The following is a 14,581-nucleotide window of genomic DNA, read 5'->3' as shown; positions in this document are numbered from 1 at the left end:
CCATGTTTAACAGATTCATACACAGGCCCGTCCTGTCTATCGTAATATCACTGATCATTGTGTTTCTGGGGGTCATCGCGATTACCCACCTGCCGGTGACACAGTTCCCCTCAATTTCACCTCCAAAGGTGAATATCACCGCCGAATACCCCGGAGCTAACGGCGAGCTCATGATCAAATCAGTAATCATCCCATTGGAACGTGCCATTAACGGTGTTCCGGGAATGAAATATATGGCTTCTGATGCCGGTAACGATGGTGAAGCATCTATCCAGGTAGTATTTAACCTGGGTACAGATCCAAACCAGGCATCAGTAAACATCCAAAACAGGGTGGCCTCGGTGGTTAACAAGCTTCCGCCATTGGTAGTGCGTGAAGGTGTTAAGATCACCCGTGAGGAATCAAACATGCTGATGTACATTAACTTGTACAGTAAAGATCCAAAGACTGATCAGAAGTTCCTGTTCAACTTTGCAGACATCAATGTACTGTCAGAATTAAAACGCGTTGATGGTGTGGGTGTAGCCGATATCCTGGGTAACCGGGAATATGCCATGCGGATCTGGTTAAAGCCAGACCGGATGCTGGCGTATAAGATTTCTGCTGATGAAGTGCTCAAAGCATTGAATGAGCAGAGTCTCGAAGCCTCACCAGGTAAAACAGGAGAAAGCTCGGGTAAACGTTCACAGACTTTCGAGTATGTGCTCAAATACCCGGGCCGTTTTACCACTAAGGAAGGTTACGAAAACATCATCCTTAAATCCAGCACCAGCGGAGAGATCCTCCGGTTAAAGGATGTGGCCAATATTGAGTTCGGCAGTTCCATGTACGATATCTATTCCAACCTGAACGGCCGTTCTTCAGCAGCTATCACCGTAAAACAGTCGTATGGCAGTAACGCCAGCCAGGTAATCAAAGACATCAAGGCTAAAATGGAAGAGATCAAAAAGACCTTCCCTAAAGGAATGGACTATGAGATCAGTTACGACGTTTCTAAGTTCCTTGATGCCTCTATAGAAAAAGTAATCCACACATTGGTCGAAGCCTTCTTCCTGGTAGGATTGGTGGTATTCCTATTCCTTGGCGACTGGCGTTCTACGTTGATTCCAGCCGTAGCGGTGCCTGTATCCCTGATTGGAACATTTGTATTTATGCAGTTCTTCGGGATTACGCTCAACCTGATCACCTTATTTGCACTTGTCCTCGCCATAGGTGTCGTCGTCGATGATGCCATCGTGGTAATTGAGGCCGTGCATGCCAAGATGGAGGAAGAACACCTTTCTCCAATGAAAGCCACTATGGCCGCCATGCACGAGATCAGCGGAGCCATCATCGCCATTACCTTCTTAATGGCTGCGGTATTTGTACCAGTATCTTTTATGTCTGGTCCGGTAGGGATTTTTTATAGGCAGTTTTCCATCACCATGGCCACGGCCATCATCCTTTCAGGAGTAGTAGCACTAACGCTAACACCAGCACTCTGTGCCATGATCCTGAAAAACAACCATGGAAAACCTAAAAAGAAAAAAGGACTAGATAAGTTCCTTGATGGGTTCAATAACGGATTTAACAAACTTTCGGGTAGATACCAAAAGATATTAGGCAGCATCATTAACCGCAGGGCAGTGACCTGGGGCATCCTGCTTGCTTTTTGCGGAGGTATCTACTTAGTTAACCAGACCTTACCAACAGGCTTTATTCCAAACGAAGATCAGGGGATGTTCTACGCCATCATCCAGACACCTCCTGGTTCTTCTTTGGAACGTACCAACCAGATCGCCGAAAAACTGCAAAAAATTGCGGAAGGTATCGAAGATGTAAAATCAGTATCATCACTGGCAGGTTACGAGATCCTGACCGAAGGAACAGGATCCAACTCGGGAACCTGTCTGATTAACCTTAAGGGATGGGACGAGCGTAAGCATTCTGTACAACAAGTAATGAATGAGTTAGAAGAAAAATCCAAGGAGATTACCGGTGCTACTATTGAGTACTTTCAGCCACCAGCGGTACCAGGATATGGTGCAGCGGGAGGTTTTGAGCTACGTTTACTGGATAAAGCTGGTAGCGGCGACTTCAAGAAGATGGAGACCGTTAGTAAGGACTTTGTGAAAGACCTGAGCAAGCGTCCGGAACTATCCTCGGTATTCACCTTCTATAGTGCCAGTTTCCCACAATATATGTTGCGCGTAGACAATGATATCGCACAGCAAAAAGGAGTGACCATTGATAATGCCATGAACACCTTGTCTACACTTGTAGGTAGTAACTACGAGACTAACTTTATTAAGTTTGACAGGCAATACAAAGTAATGGTACAGGCCTTACCTCAGTACCGTGCCCTGCCCGAGGATATCCTGAAACTGTACGTGAAGAACGACCGTGAAGAAATGGTACCCTACTCTGCTTTCATGAGAATGGAAAAAGTTTATGGACTGTCAGAGATTACCAGACACAACATGTACAATGCGTCAGAGATCAGTGGAGCGGCTGCACCGGGATACAGCAGCGGCGCAGCTATCAATGCAATCAAGGAAGTAGCAGAAAAGACCTTACCAAGGGGATTTGGCATCGACTGGGCAGGTATCTCTGCTGATGAGGTTGCCCGTGGTAATGAGGCCATTTACATCTTCCTGATCTGTCTTGGATTTGTATACCTGATCCTTGCCGCTCAGTACGAAAGTTTTATCCTGCCACTGGCAGTAATCCTGTCCCTACCAGCAGGTATCTTCGGAGCTTTCTTTGTGCTGAAGATTGCAGGACTGGAAAACAACATCTATGCACAGGTATCACTGGTGATGCTCATCGGACTCCTCGGTAAAAATGCCGTGCTGATTGTAGAGTTCGCCGTGCAGAAACACCGGGATGGCGCCACCGTATTACAGGCGGCCATGGAAGGTGCTGCCGTAAGGTTCCGTCCAATCCTGATGACGTCGTTTGCATTTATCGCCGGACTATTGCCATTGGTATTTGCATCCGGTCCTGGTGCCATCGGTAACAGAACCATTGGTACGGCTGCCGCCGGAGGTATGCTTTTCGGTACCGTGTTCGGGGTACTGGTAATTCCTGGTTTATACTACATATTCGCCAAAATTTCCGAGAAAAGCATTCTCGTTAAAGATGAAGAAGAAAATCCCTTAACCGAAGCAATTGATCACAATGAATAAAGCTAATATATATAAAGGCATAGCCCTGTTGGGCGTTTGCGTGGGTATTGCCAGCTGCAAGATTCCGGAAATTACCCAGCGTGCAGAAAACCGGGCGGTACCCGGAGCCTATACCAATAGTACCGATACTACCAACCTGGCCATCGTAAACTGGCGTACTTTCTTTACCGATAAAGACCTGGCAAATCTGATCGATACAGCGTTGAAGAACAACCAGGAGTTGAACATGACGTTGCAGGAAATAGAGATCGCCAGAAATGATGTACGCTTAAGAAAAGGCCAGCTGTTGCCAACAGTTGGTGCCCGCTTGGGTGTTGGCGTAGAAAAGGTTGGTCGATATACCAGTCAGGGTGCCGGTGATGCGACAACAGACATCACTGATGGTAGAGAAACGCCCGATCCTTTGATGGACTACACTGCAGCAGTATATGCAAACTGGGAGGTAGACATCTGGAAAAAACTTCGTAATGCCAAGAAAGCAGCCGTTACCAGATACCTGTCTACTGTAGAAGGCAAAAACTTTGTGCTCACCAGTCTGATCACTGAAGTGGCCAACTCTTATTACGAGTTGCGGGCGCTTGACAACCAGTTGGAGATTGTGAACCAGAACATCGCCCTGCAAAAGAATGCTTTGGAGATTCTGAAAGTTCAAAAGCAGGCAGCACGTGCAACGGAGCTGGCAGTACAGAAGTTCCAGGCCGAAGTACTAAACTCTCAGGGATTGGAGTTTGAGATCCGCCAAAAGATTACTGAAGCAGAGAACAAGATCAACGCTTTGCTAGGTCGTTTCCCTCAGGAAATTCCACGTGATAAAGGAGACTTCCTGGCTGTTGTGCCATCTGTAGTTAATGCTGGAATCCCTTCGCAGTTGTTGGCCAACAGGCCCGACATCAGGAAGGCAGAGCTTGAGCTTGCAGCATCCAAGCTGGACGTTAAAGTTGCCAGAGCAGAGTTTTACCCTTCTTTTGGTATCTCCGCAGCTTTTGGACTACAAGCCTTTAAGCCATCGTATTTCTTTAAACTTCCAGAGTCGATTTTGTACTCGCTGGCCGGAGACCTTGCTGGCCCGCTGATTAACAGAAATGCGATCAAAGCAGAGTTTTTTAGCGCCAATTCAAGACAAATCCAGGCTATGTTCAACTATGAGAAAACGATCTTGTCGGCCTACATGGACGTGTCCAACCAATTGTCTAACATCAATAACCTGAGCAAGAGGTATGAACTGAAATCGAAAGAAGTAGCCGCATTGACCAAGTCGATCGACATCTCCAACGACCTCTTCCGTTCTGCGAGAGCTGATTATTTGGAAGTATTGTTAACCCAAAGAGATGCCCTCGCTTCAAAACTCGAATTGATAGAAACCAAGAAACAACAGCTGAATGCAGTAACAACGGTTTACCTCAATCTTGGGGGTGGCTGGAAATAATAACACACACTGAGAGGGGCCGGATAATTTATCCGGCCTTTTTTTTGCTTACATTTAGTCCATACGCTATCAAAATGGACATACCAGAAATAAAAAATGAATACGCTGAAAAGGCCCTCTGGGCAAAAGCTATCGACTGGGCACTTTTAGGCATCGGCGTAACCTTTAGCGTAATAGGTATCATCTTCTTTTTTGCCTACAATTGGGCAGACCTGCACCCTTTTGCTAAACTTGGCATTATGCAGGCGCTAATCATCCTGCCAGTTGTAGGGATTCTGATCTTTAAGCCCGTAGAACTAGTACGCAGACTGATCCTGATGGGCGCGTCACTACTGGTGGGTGTTTTATTTGCAACATTCGGGCAGATCTACCAAACCGGTGCCAATGCGTACGACTTTTTCCTTGCCTGGACTGTATTTATTGCTTTGTGGACAATGATTTCAAACTTTGCACCCCTCTGGTTAATTTTCCTTACGCTTGTTAATGTAACCATCGTGCTTTATATCCAGCAGGTAGGTGCAGAGTTGTCATTTACGGCTACTACCGTAATTCTTTTTGTTGTTAACACTGCAGCAGGGCTGTTGTTCAAATATATGCAGATCAGGAACCTTGCCGATGTACCAAACTGGATTGTTAAGCTTACTGCATTAGCCGCTACCACATTTTTGACCACAGCATTATCTACAGGAATTTTTGACCACTATAAACCGGCCTTTTACGTAGCACTCGTATTAAGCCTGATCACATACATCGCCGGAACTTTATATGCATTCAAAAGCAAATCACTCTATTTACTATGCCTGCTCTATCTGAGCGCCATTATTGTAGTTGCCTCGGCTATTATCCGCATCACAGATGGCGTGTCAGAGGGCACGCTCCTGTTGGTTAGTCTATTTATTATCCTGAGCATCACCTTTGCAATTAGTCAATTAATCAAACTAAATAAGAGTTGGAATGGAATCAGTGCATAAAGAAAGTCTGGGCATCAAATTGCTATCTATATCCGGAGGCATATTAGCCAGCATGTTTTTCATCGGTTTTCTGTTTATGACAGTCTTTGATTCACCAAAGGTGATGGGCTTTCTAGGCCTATTTATTCTGGCAGGAACTTTAGTTGTAGACCGGACGAGCACATCGCGGGTATTGGATGGCGCCTGCATCGGAGCCACGCTAGCCGCAATAACCATGATTGGCGCCGGATTGGGAAACACAACTAAAAGCGATAATATAACTACCCTGTTTCTGTTGGGTTTTGCCATCATCATTCCAATGTTTTCGCGTGGATATATGCTGAATCTGATTGCCGTATTATTATTCAACGGATGTCTTTTTGCGCTGATTACTATTAATAAGCAGTTTTCACTTGTCCATTTGTTAGCTCCGTTGCTTGCAGCTGCTTACACCTATACTAGTCTCTATAAATTTCGTATCTGGCGTATCGGTTTTCTTATTTCTTTTATTGCACTGCTGGGTTTTCTGGGGATCGAAAGCTTTAATAAGCCTGGCTATGTTGGCTTTGAGTGGCTTTCTTCAATTCTGATTATGGTAGTGGCAGCGTTTATCTTAAATCATATCATCAGGACACTGCAGATCGAAAGTCAGCAAAGTAAAGTTTTGATTTATGCCATGACCTTACTGCTGATGTTGCTTTCGGCATTTGCTCCGGCTATTTGTGGCGGACTGCTTATTTTATTGCTTAGTTTCCATACCAACCACCGTTTCGGTCTCATTATTGGCTTTATTGCGTTGATTTATTTTGTAGGGCAGTATTATTACAATCTGCATTTCTCCCTGCTAATCAAGTCTGCCATTATGGTAGCTACCGGAGTTTTGTTTCTTACCGCATGGTTCATCTTTAAAAACACATTGAAGCGTTATGAGCAGAACTAAAAAAATCCTGATACTCGCAAATCTGCTCCTGCTGATTGGGTATATCAACTGGTCTATCGTAGCTAAGGAAAACACCCTGAGCAAGGGCAGACTTGTGTTGCTGGAACTAGCGCCTGTTGATCCAAGGTCATTAATTCAAGGCGACTATATGAGTCTTCGCTACAGCATCAGTCAGCTACCCTATCAAAAAAAGGTATCCAAAAGAGGCTATTGCATCGTTACTGAAAATGCGCAACATGTAGCGACTTTTGTCAGATTCCAGGATAGTTTAACACCTTTAAAATCTGGCGAATTCGCCGTCAAATATTATTCTTCGGGCTATGCGTATGCCAGCAATGTACAGCTGGGTGCAGAATCATATTTTTTTGAGGAAGGCAGTGGCAAGAAATATGAACGTGCAAAATATGGTGCGTTAAAGATAGATGATGCTGGGAATAGTGTACTTGTTGGTTTATATGATGAAAATTATAAGTTGATTAAATAACGAAAAATACGCTTCGTTTTACAATGCAATAACTGAAGGGTTTCATTTGATGCTACGAGTTGTCGTCTCAAATAAAACCCTTTTATTAACTCATTATTTCAGCGTTTCATTGAAAAAATCAATTGTACGTTTCCAGGACAATTCTGCTGCAGCTTTATCATATCTCGGTGTAGTATCGTTATGGAACCCGTGATTTACACCTTCATAAACAAAGCCCTGATATTTTTTACCGTTGGCCTTCAATGCCGCTTCATATGCCGGCCAACCTGCGGTGATTCTTGTATCCAGTGATGCATAATGTAACATCAACGGTGCTTTGATTTTTGGCACATCCTCAAGTGCTGGTTGCCCACCATAGTAAGGCACAGCTGCCGCCAATTCTGGCAAACGCACAGCCATCATGTTGGAGATCCCACCACCAAAGCAGAAGCCTACTACACCTACCTTACCATTGCAATCTTTATGACCTTTCAAATAAGTGAATGCATCAATAAAATTCTGCTCCAATTCAGCTTTATCACGTTTAGCCTGCATGGTACGGCCCTCATCATCATTACCCGGATAGCCACCCAGTGGAGTTAGACCATCAGGAGCCAACGTTACGAAGCCAGCTAAAGCAGCTCTCCTGGCCACATCTTCTATATATGGATTGAGTCCGCGGTTTTCGTGTACCACGATAATTCCGCCTAATTTCTTTTTAGCGCCTACCGGTTTAGATAACAATGCTTTGATAGGTCCGCCACCATTAGGAGATGGATAAGTGATGTATTCAGACTTCAGACGGGGATCATCCGCTTTGATCTGCGTGTTACCCTGATAATCGGGCATCAGGAAACTCATCAATGCAGGCACGGTTAGTCCGCCAACAGCATATAGTGACAGTTTTTTCACAAAAGCCAGGCGATCCATCCTGCTATGTGCATAATCATCATACAAATCAAACACTTCCTGTTTGATGTCTTCTTTCTTAATTTGGTCCATGTGGTTCTGGCTTTTGGTATAAACCAAATATATCTAATTACAGCTAAAAAGGCAATGCTTACGTGTACCCGAGAAAATTCTTTTTCAAACTGACATAGGGCTGTCAGTACAACTTTTTACATTTGGGTTATGACAGCAAGCGAAATCGACGTTTTCTATCCTGAAGATCAGGCAGCATGGCGTGCGTGGTTACAAAAGCATCACCAAGCTAAAAACGCAGTGTGGGTGGTTTTCCATAAAAAACATTCCGGAAAGCCCACATTAAGCTGGAGCGATGCTGTAGATGTAGCCCTGTGTTTTGGCTGGATAGACAGTAAAAAGATCTCTTTAGGTGACGGTTCCTCCCATCAGTTTTTCAGCAAAAGAAAACCCAACGGCACCTGGTCAAAAATCAATAAAGGTAAAGTGGCTAGATTAACGGCAGAGGGGTTAATGGCCGAAGCTGGGCTGCGTGCCATTGTTGCAGCAAAAGAAAACGGATCATGGGCGTTGTTAGACACAGTCGAAGAACTAACTGTCCCGGATGATTTAGCTGAAGAATTAAAAACAAAAGCAGGTGCGGAAGACTTTTTCATGAGCCTAAGTAAGTCGTCAAAAAAAATGTTACTGCAATGGGTAGCACTTGCCAAACGACCCGAGACCAGACACAAAAGGATCACTGACATAGCTGCCCTGGCAGCAGAAGGACTAAAACCAATACAATTTAGATAAAGATATTATGCCCGAATTACCAGATCTGGAAGTCTTTGCAGCAAACCTGCAAAAACGCTTTAAAAATAAAATTGTAGAAACAGTGGACGTGACTGTCGCAAAAAAACTGAACGTAACTGTTGATGAGCTTAAACAGGCCGTGGAAGGTCATGGCCTGGAGCAGGTAACCAGAGACGGGAAAACGCTGCAGCTTCATTTCAAAAACAAAGCTGTAGTGGGCCTTCATCTGATGCTCCACGGAGAAATCAGACCGTTGGACGGCGAAGAAGTTAAGTTTAAGATCGTCAGCTTCCATTTCAAAGGTGGCGATGGCTTTGCTTTAACCGATTTCCAGAAACAAGCAACGCCAACGCTTAACCCAGAAATAGCGGAGGCACCTGATGCATTGGGCCTAACCGGCACCTATTTTGCAGAACTACTGGCAAAAAAGAAAGTACAAATCAAAGTACTGCTGATGGATCAAAAACATATCCGCGGCATTGGTAATACTTACGCCGATGAGATCTTATGGGCAGCCAGAATCTCTCCTTTTTCAATAGCTAAAGCGATTCCAGAAATGCAAGTAAAAAAGCTTTTAAAAATCATCAAGGAGCTGTTAAAGCAAGAGGCAAAAGACATTGCTAAAGAGCTCCCGCACGAATTACATGGAGAGATCAAGGATTTTCTCAAGATTCATAGTCCTAAGCTGGAGAAAAGCCCAACAGGAGCAGAAATTCAGGTGGAGAAAAAAGGCGCCAGAAAAACGTACTACACTGATGAGCAGGAATTATACAGCTAAAAGAACTAAAGAATTCTTCTGTCCTTACGCTTTAATACCAAAGCAGTTACCAGCGCTACCAGGATACCTACCGGCAGTATCTCCATATAGGTTGCACCTGCCACGCCCAGTGGTGTGCTATACCAATCTCTAAACATATCCATCTGGTCGCGAATAGCTGTTACCTGCGCTGCACTCATCTGGCTTGTTTTTGCGGGACTTAATTGATAGGCAGCAAGTTTTTCAATAAAATCAGGAAAGATAGTGTAATATACAATCATCCATCCTACTACATACAGTGTTGACGAAATTAGTGCCATCAACAACGACATCCGCAATGCTTTACCAAAACTGATTATACCACCACCAACCTGATCTCTGTAGTTTTTTACACCTACAAATATGACTGAAAAAGAGAGGATCATGGCGATGTAGCCAACCAGCATGCTGCCGTCAAATGAGCCCTTGCTATAGCAATAGGCAATGGAGCAGGCCATAAGGGTAGTTACACAGATACCCGAGATAAGCCCGTAAACAAATACATTTTTTTTCATGTCGATTTTAATTAAAGTTTAGACAACAAAAATGGCCTTTCACCTCATCTTCAGCCTCATACTTTAGTATGATTTTAACAAAAATAGTCTCTTTTACCAAAAAGGGTGAAAATTTTATGGAATGATATTCAACTTCCTGGCCTTGTCAACAGCATGGGTACGACGCTGCACTTCAAGCTTTTCAAACACTTTTGACGAGTGGGTCTTAATCGTATTTAACGACAAAAATAAGCGTTCGGCAATTTCCTGATTACTTAAGCCATCGGCCATAGCTTGCAATACTTCCATCTCACGTTTGGTTAGTCCGAGGCGAACAACCTCCGCCTCATTCAGTACAAAATCTTTAGTTTTAACAAGCACCTGCTTTTCTACAATGATGGTAGTGCTCTTGGCCCGGGTCAGTTTATTAGCCAGCCAAATGCCCAGCGCAGTAAATAATAGCGCGATAGCTCCCGCATATACTTCAAAAGAATGTTCAATGACAAGCACATGCCACTCCAGCCATTTCATGATCAATAATAGAACAGCTAGCGAAGCGCCATACAATAGTACCGTCTGATTGCGTGCAATAAATCTCAATGTGTGCCCATTTGTTTTCAATGCTAAAATAGCAGAATTTCTGAAGTAAAGTCAGAAGCTAGCTCGAATGGTCTACAACGATTTTCCCATTTAATGCTTAATGCCAAAGCTAACTTATCTTGTTGATGACTTGCGAATAACATATTTAATTTACCAGCTCTACTGGAACCGCCAGACATTTCGTAGGTTAATTTCGCAGAAGGAATGCTCCGAACATGATGAATTTGATTTACCTTAACAAGGCGACCAATATTCTATTTTAGCAAGTCGGTCATTAACAAAAGTAAATATGTAGGCATCGTCAGCCCCTTTATTATAAATGGTTTTTCCGGAACCGCTTATTTTAACTCCCGTTATAGACTCAAATTCTTTCCTGGTTGTTGTATGAGAGATCAGCTTTTTACCAAATGTAATTTTACAGCGTAGTGCAGGTCCAAAATGGATTTCCTCTAATTGGTATCCTTCTTTTTTATTGCCGGTAAATTTCAGATTCCCATAGTCAAGCGAAAAATACTTGTTTCCTTGCTCATCTTCAGAAAGAAACCCGCATTCATATTTAGGTTCAAAAATCCGTGTTGGTTTACCAAAGCTCTTCAAGATTAATTCTTTTTTTAAGTTAAAGCCGGATCCATTAATCTTTAATGAGGAACTCTCCATAACCTCATAGTCATTTTGACCGTAAACGTTCGACATTAGTAAAAAAAGCGGAAAGATCAAAAATCGAAGAGCCATAGTTTTTTGTTATTCTATTTAAAATATACAAACAATAGCTTCCTCATAATGTTCAGTTTACGCTACCTTAATTGTTGCAATATGCTGAACTAACTTATATTAAAACTCGAGATGAAAAGAAACATTATAAAGACTACAATCATTTGTCTAGCGTTAATTTCTATCTTCCAGTCGTGTACCAGCGATTCAAAGAAACAAAATAATGAGTCTAAAAACATGTTGGCAAATAACACAGCTTCAACTAAAGATGGGAAAATCAGTACACCAGTTAATATAAGTATTGATCAGATTCCTCCAGAAATTAAATATGAAGGGAAGATCAAAACTGCTGTTCAATGGACAGATCAATTGGGCGAAAACATTGTCCTAACAACAGAAACTGGCATTTACCAGAGTAAGAAATTTAAACACGAAAGCGACGGCGAAGATGCCGAACTGTTTGCTTATCATTTTATAAAATCTGATGGTAGTTATAAACAAACATGGAAGGTTTATGACTACATCAGTGATTGCCCCTTTGATGTTGACGCCTCATTTATCGACAAAGCCTTTACTATCACAGACCTCAACCATAATGGAACTGCAGAAATATGGCTCATGTATAGAACGGTATGCCAATCAGATTTGAGCCCTTCCGACATGAAAATTATAATGTATGAAGGGCAACAAAAATTTGCAGTAAGAGGAGAAAGTAAAGTGATGCATGGAATTGACGACAACGGAAACAAAATGTATATGGGTGGAGAATATAAGATTGATGATGCTTTATCTAACGGTCCAAAGGTATTTTTGGATTTTGCACAGACGCTTTGGGACAAGCATATGATTAATTTACCACAGTAAAACAGCCAGATAGCAACGCCGATGCCATCAGCGCCAGATCAGTTGGTGTAGTCAAGCTTGATGTTACATCGTCATAATGCTCTTTATGTATAAAATCACTAGAATCGTACCCCCTATAGTGTCGAATTCCAATCAAATGGCCCACCAGCTGTTAAATTAATAGGAGACTTCTTTTCTCTAAATTCCGGCAACTGTTGTTGAAAGTTCTCAGTGATATTAATTTTTCCTTCATCTATCAATTTACCGAGAGCCACTGAGGTAATTGACTTGGAGACGCTCCCACGCGAAACCCAAATAGCCACAACTGCCAACCTTTTTTTTAAACGTCATAATAACATTTAAAAAAAATGCTAATATTTGTGATTCAAAACTGATTGAACACCGTAACCAAATATTCACATAAAAGTATAGAAATCATTTGATAAGCAGGTCATTTCCAACTGCGTCAACCTGATGAATAACTTTTGAAATCATCCCAACGACAAACCAAGTATGAAACACCTAAAAACTATCCTATCCGTCCTGGTATTTACCAGCTTTTGCACGACTTCCTTTGCACAGGAGCTAACTGTGACAAGTCCCGATCGGAACCTCGTAGTAAAAATCAATGTCGAACAAGGAAAGCTTTTTTATAATGTGACTCTCGGTGGCAACGAAATGCTGGAACGGTCGCTGCTAGGCCTTAGAGGAAAACAAATGGATTTATCATCCGGTCTTAAGCTCACCGATACAAAGCTACGCCAGATTGATCAAAGTTACACAGAGCCCAAAATCAAGATCAGCACGGTAAGATACCAGGCAAACGAACTGACCTGCAAATTTGAGAATACAAAAAAGAACAAAATTGAAGTGGTGTTCCGCGTAAGCAATAACGATATTGCTTTCCGGTATCAAATACCTCAAACGGGGGAATCCGCGAATTTTCAAATTGAAGAGGAATTGAGTGGCTATAAATTCCCTAAGCAAACCACTACTTTTTTAACCCCGCAGGCTACGCCAATGATCGGATGGATGAAAACCAAACCCAGTTATGAGGAAGAATACAATCCTGATCAGGCAATGGGCATTCCTTCAAAATATGGTATAGGCTATACCTTTCCAGCACTTTTCCACCTTGGCGATAAAGGATGGGTACTACTTTCCGAAACAGGAGTTAACTCATTATACTGCGCATCAAAACTGAGCGAAGGTTCAAAAGACGGGAATTACAAGATAGCGTTCCCTGAGGTTGGAGAAAATAATGGTATGGGCAGTGCAAACCCAACCATTCCACTTCCCGGCAATACGCCATGGCGCACCATTACTGTAGGCACAACACTGAAGCCCATCACTGAAACAACGATCCCTTTCGATGTCGTTGAACCGCAGTATGAGGCATCAAAACACTACACTTTCGGCCGCTCCACCTGGAGCTGGCTGTTATGGCAGGACGCCAGTATTCAATATGATGATCAGAAGACATTTATCGATCTGGCTGCTTCCATGGGTTACGAGTTCGCATTAATAGACGGTGGCTGGGAGAAAAATATTGGCTATACCAAAATAGAAGAATTGATCCGGTATGCAACAACTAAAGGTGTTGGAATCTGCCTTTGGTATAACTCTAACGGATTGTGGAATGATGCGCCCCAGGATCCTAAAAGCCGGATGAACACAGCGGCTGCAAGAAAGAAGGAAATGGCCTGGATGCAGCGCATGGGCGTAAAAGGTATTAAGGTGGATTTCTTCGGGGGCGATAAACAGGAAACCATGAAATTATACGAAGACATTTTATCCGACGCCAATGTTTTTGGATTAACAGTAATTTTCCACGGCTGCACGCTTCCACGCGGCTGGGAGCGCATGTACCCTAATTATGCGGGCAGTGAAGCGGTTCTGGCATCAGAAAACCTCATCTTCGCTCAACGCGCTAATGACATGGAAGCCTTCAATGCAAGCCTACACCCCTTCATCCGCAACGCTGTAGGGGCAATGGAATTCGGGCCAGTACTGCTAAACAAACGACACAATAAGAAAAACGATGGTGGCACCACCAGAAAAACAACCGAAACTTTTCAGATTGCCACCGCAGTTCTTTTTCAAAGCCCGATACAAAATTTCGGAATCACTCCAAATAACCTTAACGATCTGCCCAGCCATTTAATCGATTTCATGAAAAATGTACCAACCACATGGGATAACACCATTTTTATCGACGGATATCCTGGAAAATACTGCGTCATTGCCCGCCGCCATGGTGAAAAATGGTACATAGCGGCAATTAATGCAGAGGGTGCCGAAAAAAATCTCACGCTAACACTTCCATTTTTAAGTAGCACCAACCTCACAGTTTACGACGACGCTGCTGACCGTTCACCTCAATTGAAACAAATTAAGGTAAATAAAGCCAAACAGGTCAAACTGAAACTGCTGCCTAACGGTGGAGCAGTAATGATAGGAAAGTAGATGCAGAATATC

The 14,581-nt window shown here is 43.1% G+C and carries 13 protein-coding genes; 9 read left to right on the top strand and 4 right to left on the bottom strand.

Annotation, left to right across the window (positions count from 1 at the left end; translation table 11 throughout):
- Positions 1 to 2 precede the first annotated feature (2 nt).
- The 5 genes from CLV32_RS20200 (at position 3) to CLV32_RS20180 (ending at position 6,967) form a co-directional block, all read left to right on the top strand.
- Complete coding sequence (locus tag CLV32_RS20200; protein ID WP_133558776.1) at positions 3 to 3,167, top strand: efflux RND transporter permease subunit; 3,165 nt, start codon at positions 3 to 5, stop codon at positions 3,165 to 3,167.
- A complete protein-coding gene (locus CLV32_RS20195) occupies positions 3,160 to 4,593 on the top strand; it encodes a TolC family protein (protein WP_133558775.1) in 1,434 nt (477 codons plus the stop codon). The genes CLV32_RS20200 and CLV32_RS20195 overlap by 8 nt, the downstream gene beginning before the upstream one ends.
- Before the next feature lie 74 nt (positions 4,594 to 4,667).
- The gene (locus tag CLV32_RS20190) at positions 4,668 to 5,564 is read left to right on the top strand and encodes a DUF2157 domain-containing protein (RefSeq protein WP_133558774.1); all 897 of its coding nucleotides are present in this window, start codon (positions 4,668 to 4,670) and stop codon (positions 5,562 to 5,564) included.
- Positions 5,548 to 6,483, top strand: coding sequence for a DUF4401 domain-containing protein (locus CLV32_RS20185; protein ID WP_133558773.1), 936 nt, complete (start codon positions 5,548 to 5,550; stop codon positions 6,481 to 6,483). Before CLV32_RS20190 ends, CLV32_RS20185 begins: the two co-directional genes overlap by 17 nt.
- A complete protein-coding gene (locus CLV32_RS20180) occupies positions 6,470 to 6,967 on the top strand; it encodes a GDYXXLXY domain-containing protein (RefSeq protein ID WP_133558772.1) in 498 nt (165 codons plus the stop codon). Before CLV32_RS20185 ends, CLV32_RS20180 begins: the two co-directional genes overlap by 14 nt.
- Before the next feature lie 93 nt (positions 6,968 to 7,060).
- Here the strand turns inward: CLV32_RS20180 and CLV32_RS20175 are convergent, their stop codons facing one another.
- Positions 7,061 to 7,948, bottom strand: coding sequence for a dienelactone hydrolase family protein (locus CLV32_RS20175; protein ID WP_133558771.1), 888 nt, complete (start codon positions 7,946 to 7,948; stop codon positions 7,061 to 7,063).
- A gap of 129 nt (positions 7,949 to 8,077) precedes the next feature.
- On the opposite strand from CLV32_RS20175, the gene CLV32_RS20170 reads away from it, so the two are divergent.
- Positions 8,078 to 8,659 carry a YdeI/OmpD-associated family protein gene (locus CLV32_RS20170; protein ID WP_133558770.1) on the top strand — a complete coding sequence of 194 codons (582 nt, stop codon included), beginning with the start codon at positions 8,078 to 8,080 and terminating at the stop codon, positions 8,657 to 8,659.
- Positions 8,660 to 8,666: 7 nt separating this feature from the next.
- Positions 8,667 to 9,437, top strand: a complete 771-nt coding sequence (locus CLV32_RS20165) for a DNA-formamidopyrimidine glycosylase family protein (RefSeq protein ID WP_133558769.1) — start codon at positions 8,667 to 8,669, stop codon at positions 9,435 to 9,437.
- Positions 9,438 to 9,442: 5 nt separating this feature from the next.
- Here CLV32_RS20165 and CLV32_RS20160 read toward each other — a convergent pair whose 3' ends face one another.
- The 3 genes from CLV32_RS20160 to CLV32_RS20150 form a co-directional block, all read right to left on the bottom strand.
- Positions 9,443 to 9,970 carry a DUF4199 domain-containing protein gene (locus CLV32_RS20160; RefSeq protein WP_133558768.1) on the bottom strand — a complete coding sequence of 176 codons (528 nt, stop codon included), beginning with the start codon at positions 9,968 to 9,970 and terminating at the stop codon, positions 9,443 to 9,445.
- Positions 9,971 to 10,084: 114 nt separating this feature from the next.
- Entirely contained in the window at positions 10,085 to 10,549 is a 465-nt protein-coding gene (locus CLV32_RS20155) for a response regulator transcription factor (RefSeq protein ID WP_208111062.1), read from the bottom strand.
- A 234-nt stretch (positions 10,550 to 10,783) separates the two neighbouring features.
- The gene (locus tag CLV32_RS20150) at positions 10,784 to 11,242 is read right to left on the bottom strand and encodes a hypothetical protein (protein WP_133558767.1); all 459 of its coding nucleotides are present in this window, start codon (positions 11,240 to 11,242) and stop codon (positions 10,784 to 10,786) included.
- Between the two features lie 150 nt (positions 11,243 to 11,392).
- On the opposite strand from CLV32_RS20150, the gene CLV32_RS20145 reads away from it, so the two are divergent.
- Positions 11,393 to 12,124, top strand: a complete 732-nt coding sequence (locus CLV32_RS20145) for a M949_RS01915 family surface polysaccharide biosynthesis protein (RefSeq protein ID WP_133558766.1) — start codon at positions 11,393 to 11,395, stop codon at positions 12,122 to 12,124.
- A gap of 492 nt (positions 12,125 to 12,616) precedes the next feature.
- Positions 12,617 to 14,569: a glycoside hydrolase family 97 protein gene (locus CLV32_RS20135; RefSeq protein ID WP_133558764.1), complete on the top strand. Its 1,953-nt coding sequence runs from the start codon at positions 12,617 to 12,619 to the stop codon at positions 14,567 to 14,569.
- Positions 14,570 to 14,581 lie beyond the last annotated feature (12 nt).

Source organism: Pedobacter duraquae (assembly GCF_004362245.1).
GTDB lineage: Bacteria > Bacteroidota > Bacteroidia > Sphingobacteriales > Sphingobacteriaceae > Pedobacter > Pedobacter duraquae.
The sequence above is the reverse complement of the archived record's forward strand: the minus strand, read 5'-3'. Positions and strand labels throughout refer to the sequence as shown.